The organism is Undibacterium sp. Rencai35W (genome assembly GCF_049340185.1).
Taxonomy (GTDB): Bacteria; Pseudomonadota; Gammaproteobacteria; order Burkholderiales; family Burkholderiaceae_D; genus Undibacterium.
The window spans coordinates 92993-114266 of sequence record NZ_JBMPPC010000005.1 but is presented as its reverse complement, the minus strand read 5'-3'; the positions used below and the strand labels follow the sequence as shown (position 1 = coordinate 114266).

Annotated in this window: 16 protein-coding genes; 8 read left to right on the top strand and 8 right to left on the bottom strand. The window is 50.7% G+C overall.

Translation table 11 applies throughout. The features are described 5' to 3' along the window. Window positions 1-62 precede the first annotated feature (62 nt). Window positions 63-1040 (top strand): lipase secretion chaperone, encoded by a 978-nt coding sequence (locus ACO0K3_RS12400; RefSeq protein ID WP_422985007.1) that lies wholly within the window; start codon window positions 63-65, stop codon window positions 1038-1040. Window positions 1041-1049: 9 nt separating this feature from the next. Here ACO0K3_RS12400 and ACO0K3_RS12395 read toward each other — a convergent pair whose 3' ends face one another. After that, window positions 1050-1727, bottom strand: a complete 678-nt coding sequence (locus tag ACO0K3_RS12395) for a phytanoyl-CoA dioxygenase family protein (RefSeq protein WP_422985005.1) — start codon at window positions 1725-1727, stop codon at window positions 1050-1052. A gap of 121 nt (window positions 1728-1848) precedes the next feature. Then, window positions 1849-4113 (bottom strand): DUF1631 family protein, encoded by a 2265-nt coding sequence (locus ACO0K3_RS12390; RefSeq protein WP_422985003.1) that lies wholly within the window; start codon window positions 4111-4113, stop codon window positions 1849-1851. Window positions 4114-4644: 531 nt separating this feature from the next. On the opposite strand from ACO0K3_RS12390, the gene ACO0K3_RS12385 reads away from it, so the two are divergent. Genes ACO0K3_RS12385 through dxs form a run of 3 tightly spaced genes read left to right on the top strand, consistent with a single transcriptional unit; the run spans window position 4645 to window position 7668 of the window. Further along, the gene (locus ACO0K3_RS12385) at window positions 4645-4899 is read left to right on the top strand and encodes an exodeoxyribonuclease VII small subunit (protein ID WP_422985001.1); all 255 of its coding nucleotides are present in this window, start codon (window positions 4645-4647) and stop codon (window positions 4897-4899) included. Continuing rightward, window positions 4896-5798, top strand: coding sequence for a polyprenyl synthetase family protein (locus tag ACO0K3_RS12380; protein ID WP_422984999.1), 903 nt, complete (start codon window positions 4896-4898; stop codon window positions 5796-5798). Before ACO0K3_RS12385 ends, ACO0K3_RS12380 begins: the two co-directional genes overlap by 4 nt. Window position 5799: 1 nt before the next feature. After that, window positions 5800-7668, top strand: a complete 1869-nt coding sequence (dxs, locus tag ACO0K3_RS12375) for a 1-deoxy-D-xylulose-5-phosphate synthase (protein ID WP_422984997.1) — start codon at window positions 5800-5802, stop codon at window positions 7666-7668. A gap of 414 nt (window positions 7669-8082) precedes the next feature. Here dxs and ACO0K3_RS12370 read toward each other — a convergent pair whose 3' ends face one another. Then, on the bottom strand, window positions 8083-8634 hold the full coding sequence (locus tag ACO0K3_RS12370) for a cob(I)yrinic acid a,c-diamide adenosyltransferase (protein ID WP_422960274.1): 552 nt from the start codon (window positions 8632-8634) through the stop codon (window positions 8083-8085). 107 nt (window positions 8635-8741) lie between these two features. On the opposite strand from ACO0K3_RS12370, the gene ACO0K3_RS12365 reads away from it, so the two are divergent. After that, entirely contained in the window at window positions 8742-10184 is a 1443-nt protein-coding gene (locus ACO0K3_RS12365; RefSeq protein WP_422984995.1) for an FAD-binding oxidoreductase, read from the top strand. Window positions 10185-10300: 116 nt separating this feature from the next. Continuing rightward, a complete protein-coding gene (locus ACO0K3_RS12360) occupies window positions 10301-11191 on the top strand; it encodes a LysR substrate-binding domain-containing protein (protein ID WP_422984993.1) in 891 nt (296 codons plus the stop codon). Here ACO0K3_RS12360 and ACO0K3_RS12355 read toward each other — a convergent pair. From ACO0K3_RS12355 to ACO0K3_RS12335, 5 genes are all read right to left on the bottom strand, one after another. After that, window positions 11176-13524: a putative bifunctional diguanylate cyclase/phosphodiesterase gene (locus ACO0K3_RS12355; RefSeq protein WP_422984991.1), complete on the bottom strand. Its 2349-nt coding sequence runs from the start codon at window positions 13522-13524 to the stop codon at window positions 11176-11178. The genes ACO0K3_RS12360 and ACO0K3_RS12355 overlap by 16 nt on opposite strands. A gap of 595 nt (window positions 13525-14119) precedes the next feature. Then, a complete protein-coding gene (locus ACO0K3_RS12350) occupies window positions 14120-15016 on the bottom strand; it encodes an aldo/keto reductase (RefSeq protein ID WP_422984989.1) in 897 nt (298 codons plus the stop codon). 110 nt (window positions 15017-15126) lie between these two features. Beyond that, window positions 15127-16356: an alanine transaminase gene (alaC, locus tag ACO0K3_RS12345; protein WP_422984987.1), complete on the bottom strand. Its 1230-nt coding sequence runs from the start codon at window positions 16354-16356 to the stop codon at window positions 15127-15129. Between the two features lie 99 nt (window positions 16357-16455). Beyond that, window positions 16456-17673 carry an anhydro-N-acetylmuramic acid kinase gene (locus ACO0K3_RS12340; protein ID WP_422984985.1) on the bottom strand — a complete coding sequence of 406 codons (1218 nt, stop codon included), beginning with the start codon at window positions 17671-17673 and terminating at the stop codon, window positions 16456-16458. A 173-nt stretch (window positions 17674-17846) separates the two neighbouring features. After that, window positions 17847-19214: a peptidoglycan DD-metalloendopeptidase family protein gene (locus ACO0K3_RS12335; RefSeq protein ID WP_422984983.1), complete on the bottom strand. Its 1368-nt coding sequence runs from the start codon at window positions 19212-19214 to the stop codon at window positions 17847-17849. A gap of 349 nt (window positions 19215-19563) precedes the next feature. Here ACO0K3_RS12335 and tyrS point away from each other — a divergent pair, with 349 nt between their 5' ends. Continuing rightward, window positions 19564-20826 carry a tyrosine--tRNA ligase gene (gene tyrS / locus ACO0K3_RS12330; RefSeq protein WP_422984981.1) on the top strand — a complete coding sequence of 421 codons (1263 nt, stop codon included), beginning with the start codon at window positions 19564-19566 and terminating at the stop codon, window positions 20824-20826. After that, a complete protein-coding gene (gene dtd / locus ACO0K3_RS12325) occupies window positions 20823-21272 on the top strand; it encodes a D-aminoacyl-tRNA deacylase (protein ID WP_422984979.1) in 450 nt (149 codons plus the stop codon). Before tyrS ends, dtd begins: the two co-directional genes overlap by 4 nt. Window positions 21273-21274 lie beyond the last annotated feature (2 nt).

The following is a 21274-nucleotide window of genomic DNA, read 5'->3' as shown; positions in this document are numbered from 1 at the left end:
AATCAAACCCGATCAACGCTAATACAGCAGAAACAAATCATCACGATTTTTTTAAGAATGTCATGACTATCAAAAAACGTTCTGCAGTATTTGCAGGAATCATCGTGTTAGGCGCAGCGGTACTGGTTGCCGCTGCTTTTTTTGCCTTATCAGCCTCTCAACACAACGAGAATTCCGGCGATGCGCTATCCGGCAAGGATCCTTTTGCTTTCGTACGATCAATGGAGGGCACAGTACCAGACGGACAGATCAGACAAGCCGATGGCGATACATTGATTGTAGATAATGCCTTGCGTCGCTTATTTGACTATTACCTGGCCGCTGTAGGTGAAAAATCTCTCGATGCGATTCGCACGGAGATAGAAAAAGAACTGGATGCGAAACTGAGTCAACATGCCGCGACTCAGGCAAAAAATTTATTGGGCCGCTATCTCGATTACAAACGGGAATTAGCCGACATAGAAAAAAAACCTCCGTCAACCAGCCCTACGCCAGGAACGAACTCTGCAACTAGCGCCATCAAAGCGCGGCTGGCGATCATGCAGCAAACCCGTCAGCGCTATTTTAGCGAGAAGGAAAATCAGGCTTTTTTTGCGTTCGATGATGCTTACGATACCGACGCGATTGCACGTATGGACATTAGCGACGACCAGCGTTTGAGCGATGCACAAAAAAAGCAAAAATTGCAAACTCTTGATGCTGCCATGCCAGCCAGTTTACGTGCCGAAAAAGAAGCGCCATATCAGGTAATCCGCTTAGAGGAAAACGTCGCAAAGATGCGCGCACAAGGTGCCAGCGACGACGAGGTTTACCGCATGCGCGCCGCAGCCACGACACCGGAGGCGGCTGCCCGGCTGGCAGAACTGGACAGGGAAGATGCACAATGGAAAACCCGTATTGCCAACTATCTGAATGAACGCAGCAAGATCTTAAGCGACGCTGCGAATAAACCTGCAACAGAACAAATCGCAGCGCTCCAGCAAATCAGAAACCAAATGTTTGATAGCAATGAACAAAAGCGTCTAGCCGCTTACGAGTGAATATTGGTATCATCGTATGGCATGGTGCCAGCGTAATCCGTGTGACAGGGATGCTGGTCCATACAAAAAATGGAGTATCCGTCTTTTACTCAATCCAGTCGCTTTGGAGGACGCATGCAAGACCAGCGGCCTCATTATAAGTGCCGCACCTTTCGGTACAGAGCATATGGTTTCGCCAAACTGATCACGCGCTGAGCTTGCTGCCGCGCCAGACAAGCGCCCAAGCCGATGAGAATGCGGCACCACTTTCAAGGCACCGTCTCCCTCCCCGCAATCGTCAATATGCAGCCGCACTGCCACCAATTGCTCCAGCACGGCTATAGGTGGCTGGACAAAATAACGGCCCTCCTTCTCGGACCATCCTGTCAATTCTGGATGATCAACTTTTTCTGCAACGGGAATACTCAGATCCTGATGTAATGGCACCAACCAATTCTGGTCCAGAGATTTTTCAAAGTAGGTACATTGAACAGCAACCGGGTCAAGCGGCAGTAACGGCGCAAGCTGTTCATGTTGTGCCATACGTTTTGCCAGGTCCGCACACCATGGCATTTCAAGTAGTTGGCGAGTTCCAGCACCTTGATAACGCAGGCGGGCTACTTGATGTTCAATGTCATCAATCGCACCTGCAGCAAACAAAACTTCAGACAAGCAGTATCCCTGATCAAGCAATGATTTTGATAACATAAAAAAGGAAAATTTGAGCTGGCATGACCAACAGAACGAACTGATTGTTCATGGAAATTGGAAGCTTATTAAGAGAGGGAAGGAGGGGAAATGGATAACTACAGACTCTTAGACGTCTGCTTTATTCGCTCAACGCTGTCTCTGGCTCAGGCGTCTGCTCAAGCGCTTCCATCAAGGCACGATCAACGACCTTATCCAGCATCAGAATTTGAGCGCGCTGCTCACGGAAGGTTTGCTCCAGCTCCTGAGCAGACACTGAGAATGATTTTTCTTTTTGGTTGGTAGTGAAGATGAACAAACTGCGCATAGGACTAACCCATGCGAGTCTTACCCTGTTGGTGTTGCCATCTTTTTTGGTCAGCTGTAACCAGACACCTCTTTCGAGATTGGCGACCACCTCAGCATAATCATCTTCACCCGGCTCGGTATTAGGAATGCCATCGATCTCTGCTACCTCGGCAGCATTTGCCTCTGCTTGAGCTTGGGCCTCAGCTTGGGCACGTTTTTCGAGCCGGCGTTCAGCTGCCAATTGCGCTGCTTCTACCGCGATTTCAATCTGACGTTCTGGTGACAATTCCAGAGGTGCCCTGACAATCGAGGCATGACACTCGGCTAATTCGGCAAAAAATTGTGCCCGGTCTGCATCGTCCCATTTGATCAGGCTCAACCATTTATTCAATCGGGCCAAAATTGCCGGTAACCGGTTCAACAATTCCTGACGCTGAGGCAAGGTGATTTTTGGCTGGCAACTCCAGATCAAATCATCCATCGTCTTGATCGCATCAGCGACTGCATGCGGCTTTTGTTCTTGGACGCTATAGGCAAGCGTCAGTACTTTGGTCCAGCGATTTTCAAGGAAGGTTTCGACAAAAGCGACCACTTCGCCCGTGCCAACACGCATGGCAACCTCGTTAGTCGCAGCGATGTTCGCTTGCTTGATCCGTTCTTTTTGGAGCGCACGCTGAATCGGCTCTTGCAATGCCTTAGTACTGGCCTCTTCTTCTTTTGCGACAAAACTTTCGAGATCTGACACAACCTCGTCAAACAGCGTCATCTGCTGATCGAATTCGTTTTGCACACGACTGACATTACGTTGCATCGTCTGGAACAAAGGATCTTCCTGACCTTTGCTCTGATCTACCGCGACGCTGTATTGCGTCAGCAAGTCAATCAGGCGACGCGCCGGATGAGCTTCCTGGAAAAAGAACTCCTTATCCATCAAGGCCGCTTTTAATACCGGGATTTGCAGCACACCGATCAGTTCCTTGATCTGCGTCGGAATAGTCTGATTATGAAAAACGGTATCAAATATTTTTGACAGTAAATCGAGTGTCGTTTTCTCTACACTGCTATTCGCCAACTCCGGCATCTGCTCGCGCATTTGCGATAAGCGCATTACATCCTGCGCGCCTGCGACAAACTGACGCAACGCCATGCCTTTTTGCAAATCAGCTAAATAATGGAACAGGCGGGTATCGGTTACCTGAGAAGGAGCATCGGCATACTCTGGCTGGTGGAATTGAGAATGACTAAAGCGACCATATTGCTCATTACCGTCTTGCGGATCAGATGCGTCATTGGCAGCACGTCCAGATGGTGATCCGTTGGGATTCTTTCGGGAGAAAATGTCTTTCAGCTTTTGTTTGACGTCAGTTTTCTCGACGGGATTGCTCTCGTTATTTTGCGTCTTTTTAATACGATACGATTCATGCAGATCCGGCAATACACCCTGACGCACCAGAAACTCATTCAGCGATTGCAGGATCGGCGACAGATCAAATAAAATTTCTGCGCGCAACAACGGCAAAATCAGCGGATGAGCTTCAGCATCGGGATTGAATTCACACCAGGCAGCATGCAGGGAGCGTAAAAAAATCTCGGGCCGGAAAGGATTCTGTGCAGTGCTCAGGCTATCGACTTCCAGCACACTGGCAAGACGCATATTCAGCGCTGCCAGTTGCTCGGCGCTCGCCAGTTCCAGGCTGCGGCTAGCACGACCCATTGCCAGCTTATTGTCCATTTCTTCATATGACACCAAGGTCAGGGCAACATCTGCGGTCTGGGCACTCGGCGTCTTTGGCTTGCTCGATAACTGAAGTGCTTGTAATTCTTTACGAAACGCCGCTTCTATACCAGCGGAGCTCAGATAATAGAAAGCATACCCATTATTTTTCAGTAACTGAGCGGAGTTGAAACTCAGATTAGCTTCACGCGCATCACTGACCTGTTCGGAAGCCGCAAAAAATGCATTCGACAAACGCGCAGAAAACGCGTCTAGCTGCGCTACTACCAGATGAGTCGCCTGCGGAATCAGCGCACGTAACATCTCCGCACGCGCTAGGGGTGCTTTCTGAGCTGGGCGGTGATCGGGCGACTGGGCAGACATGATGGTTTTAGGTCAATTGGCTTGGTTTGGCTTAACTTAAGGTAACGCTTATTGCTAATGCTTTCTGCGATGTTGATGACAAGACAATAAGAAGCGAATAGTGCTTAAAATAAAGTTTACCGAGTTTAATGCTTTATTAAAATGTAACCAACAAAAATGCGCAAAAGAAACCAACTTGTTTGCACTATAGGCGATTAATTTCCATGTGGAAATGTTTGAAACGCAATTTACGTCACTTTTTTGCACAAATTTTGTTACCAGATGCGACAAAAAAGGCAGTTCTCGTCAGCTCACATTTTAAATCAGCTCATCAGCTCAATAGTAAGGACGGGATTAAGCACATGAGTAAGTAAAAATTAAATACAAAACAGCATCACCAGATACTTCCGGCTCTTAGCAACAGAAGCTTAGTAACGAGAGCTTAACAACAAAAATATTGCCAAAATCCCTGGCAAAAAATAGTAATCCTCATTTATCGGCAAGCTTTGCACTAAAATGCAGGGTTAATCTTAATTTGCATCTGCTATTTATATGCCAAAAAAATCGTCAGGCACCGGTCAGCCAGAATCATTTGAAGCCGCCATGTCAGAACTCTCTGAACTGGTCGCGCAAATGGAAGCTGGCGAATTGCCGCTAGAAGCTTCTGTAAGTGCTTACCAACGTGGTTCGGAGCTGATTAAATACTGCGCCAGCCAGCTGGACAAAGTCGAGCAGCAAGTCAAAGTCTTAGAAGCCGGTATGCTGAAACCTTTTTCCGCTGACAGCAACGACGAGGCCAACTCATGAGCCATGCGGATCTGAATCAGGATTTTCGCCATTGGATGACATCCACCCAGCAGCAATGTGAAGAGGCATTAGCATTCTTCCTGCCAGCCGGCGATGTCATTCCGGCCAAACTGCATGAGGCAATGCGGTATGCGGCGCTGGACGGTGGCAAACGCGTGCGACCACTGCTGGTATTTGCCGCAGGCCGCTTGTTCGATGCCCCTGCTGAGGTATTGGCAAGAGCGGCATGCGCGTTAGAGATGATTCACGCTTACTCGCTAGTACATGACGACATGCCCTGCATGGATGATGATGCCCTGCGCCGCGGCAAACCTACAGTCCATGTTAAATACGACGAAGCAACCGCCCTGCTGGTAGGCGATGCATTGCAAGCCCAGGCATTTCTAGTACTCTCGGAAGGCGAAGGCGATCCTGCAGCACGTTTAGCAATGCTACGTTTGTTAGCACAGGCAGCAGGATCAACCGGCATGTGCGGCGGTCAGGCAATCGATCTGGCCAGCGTCGGCTTAGCGCTGACGATAGAGCAATTAGAGCAGATGCATCGTTTAAAAACCGGCGCCTTATTGCGTGCCTCGGTCTTGCTCGGTGCGATGAGTGGCAAAACTTTGGATGACGATGAGATCGCGGCACTGGATGCGTATGCGAGTGCCATCGGCCTGGCGTTTCAGGTCGTGGATGATGTGCTCGATGCCACCGCAGACTCGGCAACACTCGGCAAAACCGCAGGCAAAGATGCAGCAGACAACAAACCGACGTATGTATCACTGCTTGGCTTAAGCGCCTCACAGGAACTCGCACAAAAATTATGCAAAGACGCCCACGCAGCGTTATTGCCCTTTGGAGAAAAAGCTCACATGCTGCGCAGCCTCGCAGATCTGATTGTGCAGCGGAAAGCGTAATATGAATTTACTCGATACCATCAATTCCCCGGACGACTTACGCAAACTCTCGCGCTCCCAGCTGAAGCCGCTGGCAGATGAGCTACGACATTTTGTGATTGATTCCGTTTCCAAAACCGGCGGTCACTTGTCATCCAATCTGGGTACCGTAGAACTGACGATTGCTCTGCACTATGTATTCCAGACGCCGGAAGATCGCCTGGTCTGGGACGTCGGCCATCAGACTTATCCACATAAAATCTTGACCGGTCGCCGCGATCGCATGCACACCTTGCGTCAGCTCGACGGTATTTCCGGCTTCCCGCGTCGTGTGGAAAGTGAATACGACACCTTTGGCACGGCCCATTCGTCGACATCGATTTCGGCAGCGCTCGGCATGGCACTCGCAGCAAAAACCAAGGGCGAAGACCGTCATTCGGTAGCGATTATCGGCGATGGTTCGATGACGGCTGGCATGGCGTTTGAGGCTCTCAACAATGCCGGTGTGTACGACGATATTAATTTGCTAGTCATCCTGAACGACAACGACATGTCGATCTCACCGCCGGTCGGTGCGCTGAACCGTTATCTAGCGCGGTTGATGTCAGGTAAATTCTATGCAGCAGCGCGCAACGTGGGTAAATCTGTCCTGCCACCGCCGATGCTGGAGCTAGCAAAACGCTTTGAAGAACATGCAAAAGGCATGATCGTTCCGGCGACGATGTTTGAGGAATTCGGTTTCAATTACATCGGCCCTATCGACGGCCACGACCTCGATTCACTCGTACCAACGTTGCAAAATCTGAAGAACCTCAAAGGTCCGCAATTTCTGCATGTGGTGACCAAAAAAGGCCAGGGTTATAAACTTGCCGAAGCCGATCCGATTCTGTATCACGGCCCGGGCAAGTTCAATCCGGCCGAGGGCATCAAGCCGTCAACCGCTCCGGCCAAACAAACGTATACCCAGGTATTCGGCAACTGGTTATGCGATATGGCCGCCGCCGATCCGCGGCTGGTTGGCATTACACCGGCGATGCGTGAAGGCTCGGGCATGGTTGAGTTCGAACAAAAATTTCCCTCCCGCTATTACGATGTCGGCATCGCCGAACAGCACTCGGTAACGTTCGCCGGTGGTATGGCGTGTGAGGGTTTGAAGCCCGTCGTCGCGATCTATTCGACCTTCTTGCAACGAGCTTATGATCAATTAATCCATGACGTCGCATTACAAAATCTCGACGTCACCTTTGCGCTGGACCGCGCCGGGCTGGTTGGTGCCGACGGGGCGACTCACGCAGGCAATTATGATCTGGCCTATTTGCGGTGTATTCCGAATATGGTGGTCATGGCCGCCTCCGATGAAAACGAATGCCGCCAGATGCTGTCAACTGGCTTCCATTATCCCGGTCCGGCAGCGATCCGCTACCCGCGCGGCGCAGGCGTTGGCGCAGCGATGTCGTCGGAATTGACGACCCTGCCGATCGGCAAAGCGGAGTTACGTCGCCAGGGACAGCGCATCGCGATTCTGGCATTCGGTTCCATGGTTCAGCCTAGCCTGAAAGCAGCGGACAAGCTCGACGCTACGGTCGTCAATATGCGCTTCGTCAAACCATTGGATACAGAGATGCTGGCAAGCATCGCGGCAAGTCATGAGTTCATCGTGACAGTCGAAGAAGGTACCGTGATGGGCGGCGCTGGCTCAGCAGTAGCAGAGGCGATGGCCGAGGCAGGCATCAACAAACCGCTGTTAATTCTTGGCTTGCCTGATCAGTTTGTCGATCACGGTGATCCGGTAATTCTGCTCGCGCAATGTGGCCTGGATGCTCCCGGCATTGAAGCGTCCATCCGCAAAAAATTTGCCCCCGACACACCAAAACTTGTCGTGAACAATTAAAGAGGAAATCCAGCTCGCCAGCAACTTCAGTTCACGCAGACATGCCGCCACACAGGCGCTGTGAAATCTGAAGTTTGAACCGGACATCCACAAAAAAGCCACGCTGCGCTGTTGCAGACGTGGCTTTTTATTTTGATCAGATGCCGTGCCAGCAGTGTATGGACTTAACGGACACTGTAGTGGATTGTCCATATACTCCTCATAAGTATATTGACACACACCTTGAAAACAAAGCGGATCAAGCCAGATTTCAATAAAATAATGGGGAGTATCTTATTAAACGATATTTCAACATTCGTTTAAACATTCATTTAAACAGACATTACCGCATACATCCCGACACCTGTCTCAGCCGCTGACGCAGTAATCCGGCATCTACAATATGCCTTCACGCACGCTCCGCCTACACAGCGATCAGCGCTGCCTTTCCTTTTCCCAGAGGACATCACTCCCACCGGCATAGCGATTCAGGACACGCGACAAAACGAATAAGAGATCTGATAAGCGATTCATGTATTGACGCGGATGCTCATTGATTTGCTCCGCCTTACCGACGCTCACAATCGCACGCTCCGCACGACGGCAAACGGTGCGGCAAACATGCGCAATCGCCGCTGCACGCGAACCACCCGGCAAAATAAAATCCCGCAGCGGCTCCAGATCCGCGTTGTAATGCGCCAGCAAGGCATCCAGACGTTCGACCTGGGCTTCGGTGATCATGGTGTAACCCGGAATGCAGAGCTCACCACCCATATCGAACAAATCATGCTGAATCGATACCAGCGCATGGTGCATTTTTTCTGGCAAATCTTCACATAGCAATACACCAATCTGTGAATTCAGTTCATCCACATCACCCATCGCATGCACACGCAAAGCATCTTTATCAATACGGCTGCCGTCACCTAAGCCGGTAGTACCTGCATCACCGGTGCGGGTGGCAATTTTTGAAAGTCGGTTACCCATGATTACCTATAGCAAGAAGTTTATTCGTTGTTTGATGTCCGCAGGATACGGCATTTTTTTGAGGAACGCATCATAATGGACGACTGAATCCTTTCGGGACCATCGCTATGAACCAGTCCGCCAAACTCGCATCGATTAAAAAACCGCTGCCTGATGCATTATTGCAAGCGCTCAAGGTTCTGCTTGAGGATCGCTGCACTACCTCGCTGGCTGTGCGTGAGCATCATGGACGAGACGAATCTTCCTACGATCCGATGCCGCCCGACGTCGTGGTATATGCCCAGACGACAGACGAAGTCGCAGCAATTGCCCGGCTCTGCCATTATTATCAGATCCCGATGATTCCGTATGGTGCCGGCTCATCACTGGAAGGACATGTCCTCGCCTTGCGCGGCGGCGTCACGATTGATCTGTCGCAAATGAACCGGATGGTTGCCGTCCATGCCGGAGATTTAACCGCAACGGTTCAGGCCGGTGTGACCCGCAAACAACTCAACACCGAGATCAAAGACACCGGTTTATTTTTTCCTATCGACCCTGGTGCCGATGCATCAATCGGCGGAATGGCAGCGACACGCGCCTCCGGTACGAACGCCGTGCGCTATGGCACCATGCGAGAAAACGTGCTGGCGCTGACAGTCGTCACCGCCGATGGCCGCATCATTCAAACCGGCTCACGCGCTAAAAAATCCTCCGCAGGCTACGATCTGACCAGACTGTTCGTCGGTAGCGAGGGAACCTTAGGCATCATCACCGAAGTCACCGTCAGGCTCTACCCTTTGCCGGAGGCGATTTCAGCAGCGGTATGCAGCTTTACCAGCGCTGCCGATGCGGTCAACACCGTGATCCAGACAATACAGATGGGAGTGCCGGTAGCGCGCGTCGAGTTTCTTGATGAAAACGGTGTGCGTGCCATCAATGCATACGACAAACTCAGTTTGCCGGAAAAACCTTTACTGCTTTTTGAATTTCATGGCAGCCAGCACAGCGTGCAGGAACAGGCTGAACTCGTACAAGAGATCGCGGCGAATCACGGTGCAGGTGGCTTTGAATGGGCCACGCATCCGGAAGATCGTTCGCGTCTTTGGGCTGCGCGGCATAATGCCTATTTCGCGCTGCTGCAGCTGCGTCCGGGCGCACGTGCCATCTCGACCGATTGTTGCGTACCGATTTCGCGCCTTGCAGAATGCATACTCGACACCCAGACCGATTGCGAACGCCACGACATCATTTACTCGATTATCGGTCACGTCGGAGATGGTAATTTTCACGTCCTGATGATGATTGACCCACATGATTCGGCCGATGTCGCCAAAGCGGAAGGCATCAACAGCCGCATGGTGACACGCGCTCTTGCCATGGACGGCACATGTACAGGTGAGCACGGCGTGGGCATGCATAAAATGGCATTTCTGATTGAAGAGCATGGTCAGGATGCGATCGACATGATGCGCGCCTTAAAGCAGGCTTTTGATCCGTACAACATCATGAATCCCGGCAAAATCATCCAATGGGACGCAGATATGTCATGCCCGGCAAAAACGCAATGATGAACTCAGATATCAGGCCGAATATGCGTATACCTGTCGTTATAAAGACCAGCGCAAACGGCACCACTAATTTAACCAAAAAACACTAAAACACTAACGACCTACGGACACCAATAATGGCAACACGCTTACCGCCAGTACACGCCTTATCCGCCTTTGAAGCCGCTGCCCGCCACGCCTCATTCGCGGTAGCAGCAGAAGAGCTTTGCATCACTCCCTCTGCCTTATCTCATCGCATCCGTCTGCTGGAAGAACACTTATGTGAGCGTGTGTTTGTCCGAGAAGGTCGCAGCGTCACACTGACCGAATTCGGCCGCCGCTATCTTGATGTGGTACGTACGGCTTTACGAACCTTGTCAGATTTTCCGTTGCCACACAAAGCAATGCAAAAACAGTTGCGCGTCAAAGTCACCTTGCCGCCAACTTTTGCGCGCTATATGTTTATGCCGCGTCTGGCGAGTTTTACTGCATTGCATCCAGACATAGAAATTGAAATTTTTTTGTTCGTCCCGTTATACGATCTGAGCCTGTCAGAAAGCGATGTCGAGATTCGTTTTGGTGCAGGAGAATATCCTAATCTGGTGACAGAAAAATTATTTGTAGAGCCGTCTTTTGCCGTCGCCAGTCCGGCATATTTAAACACGATTCCGGCGATTCAACATCCAGCAGACCTGCAGCATGCCAAGCTATTACGCTCAGCACTAGAACCCTGGCAACCCTGGTTTGAAGTCGCCGGACTGGAATGGCCAGAACCGACCACTGGCTTACGTGTCGACGACCTAGGCTTGCTATTGGAAGCGGTCAAGCACGGCCACGGCATCGGCCTGACGCGCCAGCATTTCGCTCAGGAAATGATAGAACGAGGCGACGTCGTGCGCCTATTCGATACACAACTCGCCACCCCGCCTCATGCCTATTATCTGGTGCACGAAGCTCAGGCGATTATCCGACCTGAAGTCCAGTTATTTATTAACTGGATGCGTCAGACATATCAATCCCCGATGTAGACATGCATGTCGACTGAGGGATTTTTTTCTAGCCATCCGTTGATCGATATTGGCCGGCAATACAAGTATCCCTGCAAACTGGCACAGCCACTCTCGATCAGGAAATCTGCCTGCTGCTGCGTCTCTACGCCCTCCGCAACCACACGCAATCCTAGGTGGCTGGCCATCGATAAAATCGACTGCACAATCGCCGTATCATTCGGATCGCCGGGTGTGTCGTCGACAAAACTTTTATCGATTTTCAGTTCATAGATCGGTAGCTTTTTCAGATAGGCGAGACTCGAATATCCCGTGCCAAAATCATCAATCGAGAACCGCACACCCAATGCCGCCAGAGCATGCATGCGCTCTACGGTTTCTTGCAGATTATGGATCAATAATCCCTCAGTGACTTCCAGCACCAGACGTGCTGCCGGGGCGCCGGTTTCGTTCAATACGGCGATGACTTTATCCACAAAATCGGCTTGTCTGAATTGTTTTGGACTGACATTAATCGATAAGGTCAGCAGCCACCCGGCCTGTTCCAGATGCAGCAATGCCAGGCAACCCTGCAATAACGCCCAGTCACCCAACTGGACAATCATGCCGGATTCTTCTGCAATCGGAATAAACAGAGCCGGAGAAACCGGACCACGTTCGGGATGAACCCAGCGCATCAGTAATTCGGCACCTTCGGGCTTTCCTTCATGATTGACCTGAGCCTGCATCACCATATGCAGTTGCCCCTCATGCAGTGCCTTTGCCAGGTCTCTGGTGAGAATCAGACGCTGCTCGACTTCAGACTGCATGGTCGCCTCAAAGAAGGCAATTTGATTCCGTCCTGCAGCCTTAGCGCGATTCATTGCGGTATCGGCTTCACGCAATAAGTCATCCGTATTTTGTTCTGCCTTTGGTAACAAAGTGACGCCGATACTACAGCCTGAGTTGTATACCTGTCCGTCAATGTCGAAGGGATCCGCGATCGCGGCTCTGATTTTTTCAGCCACCGCCAATGCACTTAATGCGCCCGCACTGATATCACTGGCGATATTCGAAATGACGACCACAAACTCATCGCCGCCAATCCGCGCTACTGTATCAACTTCTCGTAATAAGGACTTTAATCGTTGAGTGACGTGTACCAGCAAAGAATCACCGACGGCATGGCCGCGGGCATCATTGATGTATTTAAAATGATCGAGATCAATAAACAAGACGGCACTGACCAGTCCCGTACGTCGTGCAGTGGCAAGCAAGATATCGAGCCTGTCCATCAGCAGGCGCCGGTTTGGCAAGCCCGTCAGCACGTCAAAATAAGCCAGCTGATATAACTGCTGCTCGGCTTTTTTTCGTTCCGTAATATCACGCTCTACGGCAACCCAATGGCTTGCAGAACCTTTATCGTCTTCCAGTGGAACAACATCCATTTCAACCCAGAATTCTTCGCCAAACTTGGTATATTTGATCAACTCGGCATGCACTGATGCACCGGACTTAAATGCCTCTGCAATTCTGCTCAGCTCCGCCGTCTGTGTGTTCGGCCCGTGCAAGATGCTGGTGGTTTGGCCCAGCACTTCACTTAGGGTATAACCGGTTTTGCGTTCGAACGCATCGTTCACAAAAACAATCTGATGCTCTGCGCCGGATCCCACATCCATAATCAAGACGATGTCATTAAGACGCGCAAGTGCGACCGCGTTTAAGCGCAGCGCCGTATTTGCTGCACGCAAATTCGATTGCTCGACCTTCAGCGAAGTAGCGATTGCCAGTTGCTCCTTCAGTGAGCGCTCAAGACGTTGCAGCAAAACACCGCAAGAAATCGTAATCACCGAACTGATAAAAGTAAAATTCAGTGTGATAACAATCCACTGAATAAATGGCTGGTCATCGTATTTTTCAATATGCAAATTCGCGTTAAAAAAATAACCAATACACAGCATGGATATTGCATTCCAGAACAAGGCGATGACCGCAGGACGAAAACCCACCAATAACGCCGCCATCACAGGAAATGCCATCAAATAGATCTGACTGACCGAGCCGACCGTAAGTAAAAACCAGACGCCTAACAGGTACAGCAGTATCAGTAAATTCCAGGCACGGAAAAGAAATGGCAATTGTGGCTTGAGCCACAACATCCCGACCCAGGCAAGGGCAAACAGATCAATCGCAACGATGGAAAGTAAGCCTTGTTTTAAGGCAAGCAGAATACTGGGAATCGCCGTGACAGCGCCCAAGGCAAATGCGACAAATAGAACGGCGGATAAAACTTGCGCACGCCATTGCTGCATGTCAGTCACGCCTGACTGACCGATCAGGAAGTGATTGCGTATCCATTGCAAGAGAATCGCCAAACTATCCCTCCATCAATCAGGTGAGAGGTGTTTCTGCGCAAAAAAAAAGTGATCCGATCAAGCGTCTGTCGCCAATATGATGACGCTTACTGCGACAAAGAAATTACGACTTACTGGAAAGCATCACTTGGCCGGTACCAACAAAAATATGATCAATATAGTATGCAATAACATTAACAGCGACATTTGGGAAATGCCAGCACTATCTGTCGGATACCGTCTTGCGTTGCCGTGTTTCAGAGACAGCGGAGCTACAAAGAAAAAACAGGGGTAAGCGTTTCCATGAAATACCGATTAATCGATTACAGGATTTTTAGGAATTCTCGCGATTGAATCCGCAAGCAGGATGAGCCTTTCCAAGGCATTTCATGCCAGAAGGCGCGTCCCGCTTACGGTTTCGTATCAATATTCACTCTATGAAGCCTGTTTTTCGCCTGAGCCTTTATGGTTCTGTGCTGAGAGCATTGTTTCTCTATAAAGCCTGTGCATCGCCAAAGCGACAGCAATCCGAATCCACGCATCTCATTGCTTATTTACATAAGTCTAAGCAATTTCCAGCACGCTCCAACGATTCTTCGTTATTTCTAATCAATTCCTAATCAACACTCTTGCCTGCGGATGCACACCACAAGGTGAACCATTGTTCGCGCGTCAGATGAATGCTGGTCGCCTGCGCTGCCTCTTTGATTGCGGCAATACGTCCTGAGCCAGTGAGTACCACGGGCCTGGAAGGATGCTGCAATATCCAGGCAATCGCGACCGTTGACGGCGATACGTGCAACTGCTCTGCAACAGATTGCAAAGCCTGACGTACGCGTACACCGCGCTCACTCTCATCACCAAATAAGCGACCGCCCGCCAGTGCAGACCAGATCATCGGTGCAATGCCCAGACGCTGACACTGGTCGAGTGTGCCGTCATGCAAAGGCGGCAAATGCATCAGGGATAGTTCCACTTGATTCGTCACAAGCGGGAAACGGGATGCCAATAATTCAAACTGCGCCGGGGTAAAATTCGATACGCCAAAATGTCTGACCTTGCCGCTCTTTTGCAAATAATGGAAAGCTTCTGCCATTTCATCTGCATGCATTAATGGATCGGGGCGATGTATCAGCAACAAATCCAGTGTATCAATCTGCATCTGGCGCAAAGAATTTTCCGCAGAAGAAATGATATGTGTACGACTGGTATCGTAGTGCTGTATACGGTGTGCAGGCCGCTGATCTGACACCAGTTTGATACCGCATTTGCTGACGATTTCTATTTTATTGCGCAGATGCGGGGCGATCGCCAGCGCTTCGCCAAACAGCCGCTCGCACTGGTAATTGCCATAGATATCCGCATGGTCCGTCGTGGTGATACCCAACTCCAGTGCCTGCTCAATCAGCGTCACGCGCTGCTGCGGCGTCATATTCCAGTCAGCCAGACGCCATAAGCCCAGTGCAATGCGGGAGAACTGGGAACCTCCGAGAGAAATATTAATCCGTTGCATGTCGTTATCGATCAAAATGTGAATAAAATCCAGGCGCCGTACTACACATATGACTCATATCACGTGTAGGCGCATGTCATCCGGGTCGCCTGGACTACCCTGCGATCTGGCTATACCGTCAGACCGTCTTCCGCAAACATCTTCTTCAGACCACGTAATGCCTGCCGTATTCGCGCCTCATTTTCAATCAGGGCAAAGCGTACGTACTCATCACCATATTCTCCAAAACCGATGCCAGGAGAAACACAGAGACGTGCTTTTTCTAATACCTGCTTTGCAAATTCCAGTGAACCAAGCTGACGATACTGTTCAGGGATATGCGCCCAGATATACATCGAGGCTTTTGGTGTATCGACCATCCAGCCCAGCTCATGCAAGCCCTTCACCAGCACATCACGACGGCGCTGATACTTGTCGCGAATCTCGTTCACGCAGGTCTGATCGCCCTCCAGAGCAGCAATCGCGGCGACCTGTACCGGCGTAAAACTACCATAGTCATGATAGCTCTTAATACGTGCCAGAGCAGCGACCAGTTCTTTGTTCCCGACCATAAAACCAATACGCCAGCCAGCCATGTTATAGCTCTTAGACAGCGTAAAAAATTCAACTGCGACATCACGCGCACCCGGTACCTGCATGATGGATGGCGCTTTCCAGCCATCAAACACGATGTCTGCATAAGCGAGATCGTGGACCACTAAAATACTGTGTTCTTTCGCCAGTTTCACCACACGTTCAAAGAATTCCAGCTCGACACATTGCGCCGTCGGATTCGATGGAAAACCGAAGATCATCATTTTCGGCTTAGGGTAACTTTCACGTATCGCTCGTTCCAGTTCCGCAAAAAAATCGACACCCGGACTCATGCGGATGGAACGGATATCCGCGCCGGCAATGACAGCACCATAAATATGAATCGGGTAGCTGGGATTCGGGACGAGTACCGTATCGCCTTTATCCAGCGTCGCCAGCATGAGATGCGCGAGCCCTTCTTTAGAACCTATCGTGACGATTGCTTCTGAATCAGGATTCAAATCGACGTCATAGCGCGCCTTGTACCAGTGCGCAATCGCACGACGTAAGCGCGGTATGCCTTTGGATGCCGAATAGCCATGCGTATCAGGCCGCTGCGCCACTTCAACCAGTTTGGCAACAATGTGCGCTGGCGTAGCACCATCGGGGTTACCCATCGACATATCGATAATATCCTCGCCACGGCGACGTGCAGCCATCTTGAGTTCGGCAGTGATATTAAAGACGTAAGGGGGAAGACGATTGATACGGGAAAAGGAATAAGCTTGGGAATAACCCCGTCCCGGCGGAGTAACTGTATTTGTCATGATCTCAATTGTACGTAAGCGCCCGGATCCGTCCGAGCGACGTTGAAGCGATTGCTTCGCTGATAATCATAACTAGCGAGATCGATTCCTGCAATGATTTTATGCAGGGTACAAAGCGCCCAAGATACGCTGTGCTTTGGCTCCGGTCACGTCAGGCAAATTCCCTGGCAAACCCAGCATAAACTGCTGCGCCAGCCAGGCAAATGCAAGCGCCTCAACATGATGCGGTGAAACACCCAAATCCTCCGTTGTAGCAAGTGCAGCCGACGACTGGCGAAGGTGTAGTTGCGCCGCGATACGTTGCATTAAATACCGGTTATACGCACCGCCACCGCAGATATAAACGCTGCTGACATCCGGCGCATACGTCAGGATCGCATCGGCTAAGGTCTGCGCAGTGAACTCGCATAAAGTCGCTTGTACATCGACCGCCGGCACCTCAGGGAACGCATGTAATTTTGCATTCATCCATTCCATGCGGAACAGATCACGGCCAGTGCTTTTCGGTGGCATCTGACGTAAAAAATCCTCATCACACAAGGCAGCAAACAAGGCCTCATGTACCTGTCCCTGGCTAGCCCAGTCACCATGGGCGTCGTAGGTTTTTGCCTGATGCTGTGCAATCCAGGCGTCCATCAGAACATTACCCGGGCCGGTATCAAAACCTGTGGTTGAACCATCCGCATGCAGGATACTGATATTGCTAATACCACCGATATTGGCAACCACACGACAATGACCGGAGAGCCCAAAAATAGCCCGGTGAAACGCCGGTACCAGCGGTGCACCCTGCCCTCCTGCGGCAATATCACGGCTACGAAAATCTGCAATCACATCAACCCCGCTCAACTCGGCAAGTAAGGCAGGATTATTCGTCTGCCACGTGTAGCCTAATTCTGGACGATGCCGTATGGTCTGACCGTGCACACCGATTGCACGTACAGCCACCGATTTAGTTACTGATTCAGTTGCTAATTCAGTTGCTAATTCAGTTGCTGCATCAGCTACAAGAGTGAACGTCATCGGATCGCCTGAGAGTTGCTGCTGCAAGTCAGCAACACAGGCCGCGTAGCGTTCTACCAAAGCATTGGCAACCATTGCCTCGCGATGAATTTCGTTTTCACCGGATTGCTGCAAGGCCATCACCTCAGCTCGCAGCGTATCGGAAAACGGCACATAAGAACTTGCCAGCAAGCGCATCGCAGAGTGTTCTCCCGTCGCTGGCAAAATGACCGCAACGCCATCCACACCATCCAGGCTGGTGCCCGACATCAGGCCGATATATAGATTGTTGACTGCGCTGTCTAATTTATTCATTGCTGGCATCTGAAATAGGATTTACGCAACATTGTCCCGGTGCGGCGTAACGACGAAGACCGCAACTTTAGGACGGCGAGGAGCTGGGTGGCTTCGCGTAATTCCGTGAAAAAGAAAAAGGCCGAACATGCAGTTCGGCCCTGTATTGTAATCGCACTGTCACCGCAGACACACTATCTGGATGCGAGCTTCACGGTTTCCGCCATGCGTTCAGGACGTAATAAAGCGAAACGATGGGACATCTCATCGGCCACCGTTTTAAACCGTGGCAAATCCGCACCAGCCAGCGGCGGAGCGCTCGGTACGCTGATCGACATGGGATCACGTGCCTCATTATTGACGCGGAACTCATAGTGTAAATGTGGCCCGGTTGACCAGCCTGTCGTACCGACATAACCGATCACTTCGCCCTGCGCTACCTTGCTGCCTTTGTGAATGCCCGGTGCAAAGCGGCTCATGTGTGCATAGGCTGTGCTGTAATTATTCCAGTGTTTAATCACAACCAGATTACCGTAGCCGCCGCTTGGCCCTGCCGTATCGACAACACCATCACCGGAAGCACGAATAGGCGTGCCCGTTACTGCGGCAAAGTCCACACCTTTATGCGCTTTCCATTGACCGGAAATCGGATGTACGCGCATCGAAAATCCCGATGAGACGCGAGTGAATTCCAATGGCGATTTGAGGAAGGCTTTTTTCAGCGACTTGCCATCAAAGCTATAGTAGCCGCCACTGTTAGGGGACTCGTCAAACCAGACGGATTGAAATATTTTACCGGCATTGCTGAACTCACCGGCCAAGACGCGGCCAGTTTTAACGAACTCGCCGTTTTGCCAGAAAGTCTCATACACCACATTAAAATGATCGCCGCGTTGGAGGTAGCGAAAATCAACATTCGTTTCAAACATGCTGACGATCTGGGTCGCAATATTGTCCGGAATCTGCGCATCATCCGTCGCAGCGAACAAAGAAGAACGGATGTCGCCGGAACGCATCTCCACGCGCTTTTCCAGTTTCGCATTCGTGTCGGACGCGATCAATTTGCCGTTCGCATCGCGGGTAACCGTGATACTGCGCGCTGGTTTGTCATTGTTATCCAGCAAAGTCGCCTGCAGCCACTCCAGTTCGCCCTCGTCGTTCGTCTGGGCTCGTACAGATTTACCGGCGCGCAATTGCATCAGGCTACGGGCCGTCGTATCGGATTTCATGAAATCACTGGCTTCGCTGTCATCAACACCGAGACGCAATAACAAGGCACTCAAGGTATCGCCGCGCAAGACTTTTTCTTCGCGGATGAAATGCTGCTCGTGCTCTTCCAGAGCGGCGATCTGCTCATCGAGCTGAGGCAAAGCGAGTTGTTGGGTAATCTTCTTGACCGGCAGATCAGAAGCGTCAGGTGCCATCGGTGCCACACCGACTGCACCAAAAGCGCACACGGCAAAAAACAATCCGCACACCGAAACGATACGTGAGGTGCGCGTGGTGCCGAACAACAGCCTGCTGCCAGAAGTTAAATGATGGAAATTATCTGATAGACGCATGCAATAAGTTAAAATTAACTGTTTTTACCGACAAAATTCTGATGAATAGCGTTTTGTCGAAGTGATTAATCAGTAAATAATTGCTGCTCATTTAGATCTTCACTTAGTTGTTCATTGAGTGTGAACCAGCGTGTGAACCATCTTTAGCGAAACACAATTATTTATTTGCTATTTTTTAGCTATTTCTGTCTGTACTACTGAATTCTGATGCACTGAAAAGGTCGCGTGATTATATAGCAAAACCCTGGCAATACCTTAGCGAAACCTTTTAAAACGAAACGCCGATTATGGGCTTGCGGTACTCATTCGACTAGCAGTGTTACAAAAAATCGATGTATAAAAAATCAACATGACTTCTACACAAACTAACGCCAACAATCTCAAATCTACTCCGGTCACTCTGCCTTTATCCGATGCGGTACAACATGCGCTGGCCGTGACTAAACGCGGGGTCGATGAACTCCTGATCGAGTCCGAATTCGCCCAGAAACTCGCTCGCAGTGAACAATCTGGCAAGCCTTTGCGCATCAAGCTCGGTCTCGATCCGACTGCACCAGATTTGCACCTTGGCCACACGGTTGTATTGAACAAGATGCGTCAGTTGCAAGATCTGGGCCATAACGTGATTTTTTTGATCGGTGACTTTACCTCCATGATCGGCGATCCATCAGGGCGTAATGCAACTCGTCCGCCGCTGACGCGCGAACAGATCGAAGAAAACGCACAAACCTATTTCAAACAAGCGAGTCTGGTACTCGATCCGGCAAAAACCGAGATTCGCTACAACTCAGAATGGTGCGATCCGCTTGGTGCACGCGGCATGATTCAGTTGTCATCAAAATACACCGTAGCACGCATGATGGAACGCGATGATTTCACCAAGCGTTTTAAAGCAGGCACGCCGATCTCTATTCATGAATTCTTGTATCCTCTAATGCAAGGCTACGATTCCGTTGCGCTGCATTCGGATCTGGAGCTGGGTGGAACGGATCAAAAATTCAACCTCCTGGTTGGCCGCGAATTACAAAAAGATTACGGGCAAGAGCCGCAATGTATCTTGACCATGCCTTTGTTGGAAGGTCTGGACGGTGTCGAAAAAATGTCCAAATCCAAGAACAACTACATCGCGATTACTGAACCGGCCAACACCATGTTCGCCAAAATCATGAGCATCTCCGATACCATGATGTGGCGTTATTACGAGTTGCTATCGTTCTGCTCTCTGGAACAAATTGCCTCCTATAAAAAAGCCGTCGCAGAAGGTCAGAATCCGCGCGATATCAAGGTCGCCATTGCACAAGAAATCGTGACACGCTTCCATTCCCGGCAAGCGGCAGAAGATGCACTGGCCGATTTCGTCAATCGCTCCAAAGGCGGGATTCCCGACGACGTGCCAGAGATCAGCCTGAGTGGCGCACCTATCGCTATCGCGCAGTTACTGAAGCAAGCGAATCTCTGCCCTTCTACCTCTGATGCGATGCGGATGATCGATCAGGGTGGCGTGCGTCTGGATGGTGCCGTTATCAGTGATAAGGCAGTGAAAATTGAAGCAGGCACCTTTGTATTGCAAGTCGGCAAGCGTAAATTCGCCAAAATCACCCTGTCTGCATGATCGCCTTATTGCAGCGAGTCACAGAAGCTAAAGTCGTCGTCGATGGCCATACCATTGGCGCGATTGATGCGGGTCTGCTGGTACTGTTGTGCGCGGAACGCGGCGACAGCGAGAGTCAAGCCGATGCCTTGCTCAAAAAACTGCTCGCATACCGGGTCTTCTCCGACGATGCAGGCAAGATGAATCGCAGCCTGACGGATACCAGGGGCGGCTTGTTACTGGTACCGCAATTCACTCTGGCGGCCGACACGAACTCCGGCACCCGTCCTTCATTCACACCAGCCGCACCACCCGATGAAGCGAAACGCCTTTTCGATTATGTGGTGCAGCAGGCAGCGTCAAAACATGAGCATGTTGCGACCGGTCAGTTTGGCGCCGATATGAAAGTCTCGCTGACCAACGATGGTCCAGTCACGTTCTGGCTCACCAGTAAGCCCACCCTGTAAAA